The sequence below is a fragment of the uncultured Nostoc sp. genome (assembly GCF_937863485.1).
Classification (GTDB): Bacteria; Cyanobacteriota; Cyanobacteriia; order Cyanobacteriales; family Nostocaceae; genus Nostoc.
This window is the reverse complement of the sequence record NZ_CALMFY010000109.1, coordinates 1-8,958: the sequence shown is the minus strand read 5'-3', so window position 1 is coordinate 8,958 and position 8,958 is coordinate 1. Positions and strand designations below refer to the sequence as shown.

Annotated in this window: 8 protein-coding genes; 5 read left to right on the top strand and 3 right to left on the bottom strand. The window is 43.6% G+C overall.

The window, feature by feature from the left end:
- Positions 1-594: 594 nt before the first annotated feature.
- From Q0541_RS14530 to Q0541_RS14520, 3 genes are all read left to right on the top strand, one after another.
- Complete coding sequence (locus tag Q0541_RS14530; RefSeq protein WP_298911421.1) at positions 595-918, top strand: hypothetical protein; 324 nt, start codon at positions 595-597, stop codon at positions 916-918.
- Positions 919-1,096: 178 nt separating this feature from the next.
- Positions 1,097-3,496 carry a filamentous hemagglutinin N-terminal domain-containing protein gene (locus Q0541_RS14525; protein WP_298911420.1) on the top strand — a complete coding sequence of 800 codons (2,400 nt, stop codon included), beginning with the start codon at positions 1,097-1,099 and terminating at the stop codon, positions 3,494-3,496.
- 237 nt (positions 3,497-3,733) lie between these two features.
- Complete coding sequence (locus Q0541_RS14520) at positions 3,734-4,000, top strand: hypothetical protein (RefSeq protein WP_298911419.1); 267 nt, start codon at positions 3,734-3,736, stop codon at positions 3,998-4,000.
- A gap of 36 nt (positions 4,001-4,036) precedes the next feature.
- On the opposite strand, the gene Q0541_RS14515 is transcribed toward Q0541_RS14520, so the two are convergent.
- Both Q0541_RS14515 and Q0541_RS14510 read right to left on the bottom strand, forming a co-directional pair.
- Positions 4,037-4,222, bottom strand: a complete 186-nt coding sequence (locus Q0541_RS14515; protein WP_298911418.1) for a hypothetical protein — start codon at positions 4,220-4,222, stop codon at positions 4,037-4,039.
- A gap of 64 nt (positions 4,223-4,286) precedes the next feature.
- Positions 4,287-5,318: a hypothetical protein gene (locus tag Q0541_RS14510; RefSeq protein WP_298911417.1), complete on the bottom strand. Its 1,032-nt coding sequence runs from the start codon at positions 5,316-5,318 to the stop codon at positions 4,287-4,289.
- 441 nt (positions 5,319-5,759) lie between these two features.
- Between Q0541_RS14510 and moaA the strand changes: the two genes are divergently transcribed.
- Positions 5,760-6,746, top strand: a complete 987-nt coding sequence (gene moaA / locus Q0541_RS14505) for a GTP 3',8-cyclase MoaA (RefSeq protein ID WP_298911416.1) — start codon at positions 5,760-5,762, stop codon at positions 6,744-6,746.
- Positions 6,747-6,848: 102 nt separating this feature from the next.
- On the opposite strand, the gene rpsD is transcribed toward moaA, so the two are convergent.
- Positions 6,849-7,457 carry a 30S ribosomal protein S4 gene (gene rpsD / locus Q0541_RS14500; RefSeq protein WP_298911415.1) on the bottom strand — a complete coding sequence of 203 codons (609 nt, stop codon included), beginning with the start codon at positions 7,455-7,457 and terminating at the stop codon, positions 6,849-6,851.
- Between the two features lie 456 nt (positions 7,458-7,913).
- Here rpsD and Q0541_RS14495 point away from each other — a divergent pair, with 456 nt between their 5' ends.
- The gene (locus tag Q0541_RS14495) at positions 7,914-8,594 is read left to right on the top strand and encodes a hypothetical protein (RefSeq protein WP_298911414.1); all 681 of its coding nucleotides are present in this window, start codon (positions 7,914-7,916) and stop codon (positions 8,592-8,594) included.
- Positions 8,595-8,958 lie beyond the last annotated feature (364 nt).

Sequence of the window (8,958 nt, the reverse complement as noted above, 5' to 3'; positions counted from 1 at the left end):
TACTAAACTCAGCGATGGGTGCGTTGGCGTAGCCCGTCGTAGACATCGCTGATTCGCTATAACCTTTATACAAGCGATCGCCCTTTGTAATAAATTTAAGCTGTGGGTGCATTGGCGTAGCCCACGGTTCGCGTAGCGTTCCGCAGGAAAGGTATCGCAGATTCCATCATCCTCAACACCCACACAAAAAACATATTTAATTTGCTGGCGGGATGAGAAAGATGAAATGGGTAATGGTAAGGCTTTAGCTTGTGGGCTTATCTAAATCATAAGCAGAGTGTGAGAGTTGAGGAGGTATTAATGACTCAATCCTCTTGAGTGATTAATGGTCAGTAGCCAGATTCATCAATGCTTTAAGGAAATCCAACAGAAATATATGAAGTTTTGTAACACAATACGTAATTATTACTAGCCAAGCTGAATTCATAATTATCGGAGTTTGCAAGAGCTTTAGAAACCTAATGCTTTCATGCCACTCTAGACTCTGTATCGTTGATTCCTTCGTTGCCAAACTGTACTAATCGAATTGAAGTTAATTTAGTGCATGACAAGATAAGTTCACACATTTACCAATCTGCAAGGAAAGTAAAATTTATGGAATCTCAAACTTCACAGCAAGCAGTCATTAATCCTCAAACATTACAGCAATTAGAAGACGACATTAAGAATGAATTGAGTAATATACTGAAGAACTCTAATTTTGGTGAAGTTCTGAAGAAATATGGCATATCAGGACAAGAAATTTTTAAGGTTCAGTGCATTCTCGACTTAACTCAGATGAAATTTAGTGATGCTGTTGGCGACAAACAAGTTAATGAATTATTGTTAGCAATTTCAGGTCAGAAAATGAAACCAATGGGATGTGTATGGTATGACCACTTACCCTGCTGTCCAGATGGCGGGTGGGTTTGTCCCTAAATAAACTTTTATCGTAAATTAAAGGGTTTAAGACCCCTACGTCTATACGAAGTGCGGAGTCGGAGCCACGGAGCTTCCGATCAGTTTCAGTCGGGGTTTAAATCCCCGTCTGAAAATGTCTAAAATGTTTGAATGCGTGAATTTTGAATTGTTAAGTAGTGTGGTGCAATATTTTGGTATGAGTAATGTTGGGGATTGGTATAGATGGCTAAGAGTTGTAATAATTAGTATAATAACTTTCCATGCAAACTCTGCTATAGCTCAAATTATTGAAGATAATACTCTACCTACTAATTCTCAAGTTACAGCAGAGGGTAACAATATCAGAATTATTGAAGGTGGAACCCCAGTAGGAAGCAATTTATTCCACAGTTTTAAAGAGTTTTCTGTAAGTGATGGAACTACTGCTGAGTTTAGAAATCCTGTCGGAATTCAAAACATTATTAGCAGGGTAACGGGGAAGTCTATTTCTAATATTGAAGGCATCATTAAAGCTAAAAATACAGCTAATCTGTTTCTAATTAATCCCAATGGAATCATTTTTGGTCCCAATGCTTCTTTACAAATCGGCGGTTCATTTATTGCAAGCACGGCGAGTAGTCTAAACTTTGCTGATGGTACAAAATTTAGTGCCATAGATCCCCAAACTATACCTCTGCTCACAGTCAGTGTTCCCTTTGGCTTACAATTTGGAGCAAGTGCGGCTCCTATTTACAATAAATCCCAAGTACCTAGTTTAGATGGTGCAACTAATAGTTTGGGATTCCCTGTTGGTTTACAAGTGCAGACAGGCAAAACCTTGGCACTTGTGGGTGGTGACATAACGCTGGAGGGCGGAAATTTAACGGCAAGGTCGGGACGAATTGAACTAGGAAGTGTCGCTGGCAATAGTCTGGTTAAGGTCAGTCTGAACCCAATAAACCAAGCTTGGAGTTTGGGATATGATGGTGTCCAGAATTTTCAAAACATTCAACTAATTCAGCGAACTAATACTCCGTCTTACGTAGATGTCAGTGGCGAGGGGGGCGGCAATATCCAGGTGCAAGGTAGGCGTTTGCTACTTGATGGAGGTTCAATTATTTTGGCTAATACTCTGGGCTTGCAACCAAGAGCAAATTTGACGGTAACTGCCTCAGACTCCGTAGAACTGATTGGTTCTGGCACCTCCTTGAGAACAAGGAATCTCGGCATCGGAAATGCTGGAGACTTAACAATTACTACTACGAAGTTAATTGTTCGCGATGGTGCACAAATAGTAATTAATAGTAATCGTATGAGTTCGGGTTCTGCTGGGCTATTGACCGTAAACGCCTCAGATTCTGTAGAACTGATCGGCGGTGCCTCCATTCAATCCCCTTTACCAAATAATAATAATTTTTTGGCAAGCGGATTGTTTAGTGCAACAGCAGGTAATGGAAATGCTGGTGATATAACTATCACTACTAGAAGGTTGCATATCGAAGGTGGGGCAAGGGTACTAACAGATTCTGCCGGTTCTATGTCAGCTTCTGGCGAATTTATACCAGCTAAAGGACAAGGAGGACATCTGACTGTGAACGCCTCCGAGTCTGTAGAATTAGTTGGAATCCCAGGAAATAGTTCTAGGCTCAGTGGCTTATTTGCTTCTACACAAGGTTTTGGATCTGCTGGAGACTTGACGCTGACTACAGGGCAATTGATTGTTCGGGACGGGGCTGTAGTAACTGTAAGCAGCGAATTTCAAAATGATTTAACCTACGAAATAGGAGCAGCTGGCAATCTAAATGTAACTGCTCGCTCCATACTTTTAGACAACAAAGGACAAATCACATCTAATAGTGAGTCAGGTCGGGGCGGGGATATTAAGCTACATGTGTGGGACTTATTAGGATTAGGAATGCGGCACAACAGTCAAATAACCACTAATGCAGGGGGTAATGGAAATGGCGGTAATATCACCATCAAAGTACCTAATGGCTTCATCTTCGCTGTCCCCAGTGAAAATAGTGATATCAGTGCTAATGCTGTCGGTGGCAATGGTGGTAATGTCAAAATCGACGCTCTTGGTGTCATAGGCACGCAATATAGAGAAAAACCGACTAATTATAGTGACATTACTGCCAGTTCCGAGTTTGGATTAAACGGCAAAGTCCAAATCAACTCACCAGATGCTGACCCCAGTAGGGGATTGGTGGAACTGCCCGTAAATCTGGTTGATGCTTCAAAGCAAATTGTTGCTGATTGTAATTCTGGTACAAAAATAGCCAGGAGTTCATTTATTAGGACTGGGCGTGGAGGACTAATAGCCGATCCCACGCAGCCATTGATAGCTGATGATGCGGTGCTGGCAGATTGGATCACACTCTCTCCAGAAAGTCAGAATCATGCTGACAGTATTCCGAAAAGAGCGGTTGTTCAGGCACAGAGAAACACAGACAAAAAATCACAGAAAGTTAATTCTGTCAATGACCCTACTCAAATTGTGGAAGCCCAAGGGTGGGTTATAAATGCCAATGGGAACGTGGTTCTGGTTGCTCAAGTACCCACGGCGACGCCCCATAACTCTTGGCTCAACACTGCATCTTGCGCTGCTAAGTAGACATGAGTTCGATAAACCAATACGCTTGGGTTAGCGTCAAAAACCATAAACCGCGTAGATTGGGTTGAACGAAGTGAAACCCAACAAACCACTGAAAATGTTGGGTTTCGTTCCTCAACCCAACCTACGATTCTCCCTACCTTAAACTAAAGTTCAAGCCTGTCCCTCTTTGAGTTGGAAAAGGACAGGTTTTGGTAGTAAAACCTCTTAGAGGTCTTTGTCTTAAGTTGTTTTAGGATGAACGCAATCAGCAATTGCGTAGGCGTAGCCAGCACTTCTCTACAAGACGCTGCGCGTAGCTTGCTTCCCCGTAGGGATACGACAAGCTTAGTGACCACTGTAGACATCGCCGAAATAACAAATGCGTACCCTGAAATAACAATTGCGTACCCCGAAATAACAAATGCGTACCCCGAAATAACAAATGCGATCGCCAAAATAGCAAATGCGATCGCCAAAATAGCAAATGCGATCGCTAAAATAGCAAATCAAGCCATAGGGTAGGGGATTGTGGTTCAAAAAGAGCGAAAAGGTTATAAATTAAACTGTCTCTGGATCAATGTTTAATTTTCGTAACTTCGCAGCCATGCGCGATCGCAATTGCTGCTCTTGTTGTAATCGTTCTACTCCCCACAGCAGCAATTGCCCGGTTTCATCCCACCAGCGCAACCAATAGCTAGTGCGATTTACTTTCACACCCCAGTTCCAAGCTTTCAGTGAGGGCAAATGCGATCGCTGGCTGACTAATTCTAATTTTTATCTGGTGAGAGTTATAGAAGAGCGCTATTTTCTAACTTGTCTCCTGAATTTGCAAACGAATAGTGTGTTCAGTCGCACCACTAAGTTGCAATTCCATGATTTCACCACCCAGAGGTTCCAAGCAATTGAGGAGCGATCGCAAGTTGGGTGTACTTGCGCCAGTATCTACATATAATCGATCGGCTAAATTACCGATCCGTTTCCAAGTCATGTAGAGTTTAGCGATCGTTTGTTCAATTTGGGATGCTTGATTGACTAAATCAGCAGCAATGCTCAAACAGCCGACTCTTTGCGCTTCTTCTAAGGCTGTTTCAATGTCAACATCTTCCTGCGTCAACGCCTGGACTTGAGCCGCCCCTTTGAGATATTTCGCCAAGTTACGCGCTTCGGTGGTTACCTGTTTCAGGGTATCCACATCGGGGTTAGCAGCAATTTCCTTTTGAATAAATTTTTGGTGCGATTCTGGCAGTTTTTCCATTTCCTTCACCAGTGGGGCGATGTAGCGTGGGGGAAGGGTGTTATCTGCTGCTTTTTCCTTAACTGCTTCTGGTAGCAAATCTGAGGACATGGCTGTCCATTCATCGCTGAGTTGACGCACTTCCCGCCTGGTGATGCGATCGCCTTTTTGTGCAGCTTCACTCACCATCTGTTGCACTTGGGGCGATGCTTTGGAGGTTTCAACAAAAGCCCGTTTGCTGAAGTTGTTCACAGATGCGGGGTCAAGTTTACCGTCTTCGATCAGAGTATCGGCACTATTCGCCAATTGAATCCAGGCATAAGCTTGACTTTTGCTGATTTCCCGTTCTTTTAGCCATCGCAGAAAGCCAGTACCACGTCCGTCACCACCGACTTTCTCTCTGTCGCGGATAGCCCGTAAAATTCGCCCCCGCCAGATTTCAGTTTGCAAATCAAAGCGATCGCATACCTGCCAAGCTATTTCTAGCTGCTCTTGAAAATCTGACTCTAGAATCTGTTCATCTTCTGGATCGGGCAGTTCAAAGGTAATATCTGCTGGCTGCTGTAAAGCAGCAGCAAGGTCGTTGATGGAGTCGGTGTCTTGCACGATTGATGACTAACTAGTGGATGCGATCGGCTTATTATGCCACAATCTGTGAACTCTCACTTAAGGGGGAGTACGGTATTTTGAATTACAGCAAATATAGTAGAAAGGGGTAAACCACATCTAGAACTCAATTTTGGATTTTGGGTCGCACCAAAGGTGCGCTGACAGCGCAACTTAGATTTTGGATTGAGCCACGTCGCATGAATGCAGGGGCTATCGAGCAAGAATTTTAGATTTGTTCTCGCGTTTAAATTCCCTTGCTTTCAGACCTTTTTAAATTTTGGACTTTCCTGCGGAACGCTACGCGTAGCAAGATCCCCGTAGGAGTATGGCGTCAGCGCTTAGTCGAACGCTTTTGAATTATTCAATTACATTATCCAAAATTTAAAATCTAAAATTCGGTGAAGTCTTTAATTAATCAGAGACAATAAAAATAAAACGATGAACCAGGTAGATTACCTCCGCATTAGCTTAATTGATCGCTGCAATTTTCGTTGTCAATACTGTATGCCAGAGGGAGTAGAACTGGACTATATTCTCAAGCAACAGCTGTTAACTGATGAGGAGCTGCTCACCTTAATTCAAGAGGTATTTATTCCAGTCGGCTTTAATCAGTTTCGTTTGACTGGGGGTGAACCCTTATTGCGTCCCGGTGTGGTGGATTTGGTCAGCGCGATCGCAACTCTCCCCCAAACTCAAGACCTCTCAATGACCACCAACGGGTTTTTGCTGGCTCCGATGGCACAAAACCTTTACAATGCAGGTCTGCGACGAATTAATATTAGTCTTGACTCTCTTGATCCCGACATTTTTGACCAAATTATCGGTAATCAGGGTCGTTCTCGTTGGCAACAAGTTTGGCAGGGGATTCAAGCTGCTCATAACGTCGGATTCGACCCACTGAAGCTGAATGTAGTGGTAATTCCTGGCGTCAACGATCACGAAGTTCTAGATTTAGCCGCCCTGACAATTGACAAACAGTGGCACGTCCGATTTATTGAATTTATGCCCATTGGTAATATGCATTTGTTTGGCGATCGCGGTTGGGTATCTTCAGCCGATTTACGACAACAAATCCGCGATCATTGGGGCTTGACAGAATCTCAAGTTCGTGGTGCTGGCCCTGCTGATGTCTTTAAAATTCCCGGTGCGAAGGGGACACTGGGATTTATTAGTCAAATGTCAGAATGTTTTTGCGATCGTTGTAACCGGATGCGCCTGAGTGCCGATGGCTGGCTGCGTCCCTGTTTATTGAATGAAACTGGTCAAATAGATTTAAAAACTGCTCTGCGTTCTGGGATCAGCACCGCTCAATTACAAGAGCAGGTGAGGCATTTACTCGGAATCAAGCCAGAAATTAATTTTAAAGAGCGCGATTCTGGCATTGTAGGTACATATACCCGAACTATGTCGCAAATTGGCGGATGAAAATAGTTGGGAGTTAGAAGTGAGGAGTTAGGAATTATCGTCTTTCAACTCATAACTCATAACTCCTTTACAGACGCGATTAATCGCGTCTCTCCTAACTGCTTACGCTTGTCGTGAGTAGTATTCCACCACAAGTAGTTCATTAACTTGTAGTGCCACCCATTCCCTTTCAATAACACTGTTGACTTTACCAACCAACTTATTTTTGTCAAACTCCAAATGACTGGGGAGGTTGGCCAAACCGGGATATTGCAAGTTAGCTTCCACCAACTTCCGTGATTGTGCCCGATCCCTGACTGCAATTACTTCGCCAGGACGGCATTGGTAGCTGGCAATATTAACCACACGACCGTTAACAGTTACGTGACTGTGATTCACCAGTTGACGAGCTGCGGGGATAGTCGGGGCTATACCCAAGCGGAAAACCGTATTATCCAAGCGCATTTCTAACAATTGCAGCAGCACTTGTCCGGTAGAACCAGTAACACGTCTGGCTTTCCGCACATAGCGCAGTAATTGCTTTTCAGTCAAACCGTAGTTGAAGCGGAGCTTTTGCTTTTCCTCTAGACGGATAGCATACTCAGAGCGCTTCTTGCGGTTCTGACCATGCTGACCTGGTGGGTAAGCGCGTCTGGCGCTTTTACGAGTCAATCCTGGTAAATCGCCCAAGCGGCGTACAATTCTGAGGCGTGGCCCTCTATATCGGGACATGAGTTTCCTTAATCTAATCCTGTTTAAACTTTACCCAGACGTTCCATTCTGACATTCCCCTGATTTATCATCAAGGGATTCTTGGTTTTTTGAGGCTGCTTGCCTTGGTATGACGTATCCTACCAAAGTAGAGGCATCAACTTTTACGCCAGTTGCTTTAAGTCGGTAAATCCGACATACTGGCTTCCAAGCCTGAATTCCGACGTGCCCCGCCGGACTCCTGCCAATAAGTTTTTTGTGTTTATTTAGTTTCGTAGGCTACTCAATCATCAGATTGGTTCACGCAGTATTCTTACTCTGAAATACTTTTTACGTTGCCTACTTATCTTTCAAACAGTTATATTAACACAATTTTCCGCATAATTAATTATGTCTATACCTTGCTGCCGCTGAAATTCTTTGATTACAGAGGATTTTTAAAATATTTGAGTTAGCATAACCTTGGGTGTTTGGAGAATGGCAATGTCACACAGCAAAAAAGTGGTTAATAGAGGTAAGAACAAACAAGCCAGTTCCACCTCCAGGATTTTAACAGTATCGGTTTTGGCTATAGCTGGATGGTTGACAACCAGCTTACCTCAGATGGCTGTTGCTGCCTCCTACAGCAATGATTATAGTGTCTGTGCGGGTCGCCTCCTAAAAGTGGGCGTCACGGCAGAAACTGCATCACAAGGTTGTGCAGAGGCACTGCGTCCAAGGGATTTGGCTTCTTGCGTGGTTAAAATTAATAAGCAAACCCAAATTGCTGCGACAGATGCGCTTTCTTATTGTGGGAAGGCCCGGCGTCCTGAGGAGTTAGCCACCTGTGTAGTTGGCGTCAGCTCAAGTACTAAGGAAGCAGCTAATCCGGCAGTTTTAGATTACTGTGGACGTAGTTTGTTGCCCGTGCGCTTTGGCCAGTGTGTGGTTGGCTTGAGTAGTCAAATCGACCTTCCCCCTGCTCAGGTGTTAGATACTTGTATCAGTGCTAGTGATAGTGTTGTTGGTGCATCATCTTCGTCTACACCGCAGACTATAATACCTACGGGTTCAAGCCCAAATCTCGAAACTACCCCAGCTCCAACGCAACCGATTGTTCCAACACAACCGCTTGTTCCGACACAACCGATTGTTCCAACACAACCTGGCACTAATTAAATTACAGTGTTTTGTAATTGTTAGGACTTACGCATCAAGTACGAAATGTAGGAGCAAATCATGAATTGCCCCTACGGTAAATCAAGGCTTTCACTGCATTTTTGCGTAAATCCTGATTGTAATTGACTGAAAATACAGGTTAATTAGTAGGGTGGGCATTACAATGCCTACCCTACTATGACTTGAACAACAATATTTTATTTTGGTATATAAAACCTGCCATAATTGCCCTTTGCTTGCAAATTATGCAAACTAAATACTTACAATACAAAAGTCACAAGCAGTTTTGTGACTTTTGTACTACTAAAACACCAATTCAGTAATCCTTCCTGAAAGAAACTCTCCCCCAACCCCTCGACCTTGG

Coding starts and splice junctions, on each gene's coding strand:
- Q0541_RS14525 (WP_298911420.1), top strand. CDS start 1,097: ATGAGTAATGTTGGGGATTGGTATAGATGGCTAAGAGTTGTAATAATT.
- moaA (WP_298911416.1), top strand. CDS start 5,760: ATGAACCAGGTAGATTACCTCCGCATTAGCTTAATTGATCGCTGCAAT.
- Q0541_RS14520 (WP_298911419.1), top strand. CDS start 3,734: ATGAACGCAATCAGCAATTGCGTAGGCGTAGCCAGCACTTCTCTACAA.
- rpsD (WP_298911415.1), bottom strand. CDS start 7,457: ATGTCCCGATATAGAGGGCCACGCCTCAGAATTGTACGCCGCTTGGGC.
- Q0541_RS14495 (WP_298911414.1), top strand. CDS start 7,914: ATGGCAATGTCACACAGCAAAAAAGTGGTTAATAGAGGTAAGAACAAA.
- Q0541_RS14530 (WP_298911421.1), top strand. CDS start 595: ATGGAATCTCAAACTTCACAGCAAGCAGTCATTAATCCTCAAACATTA.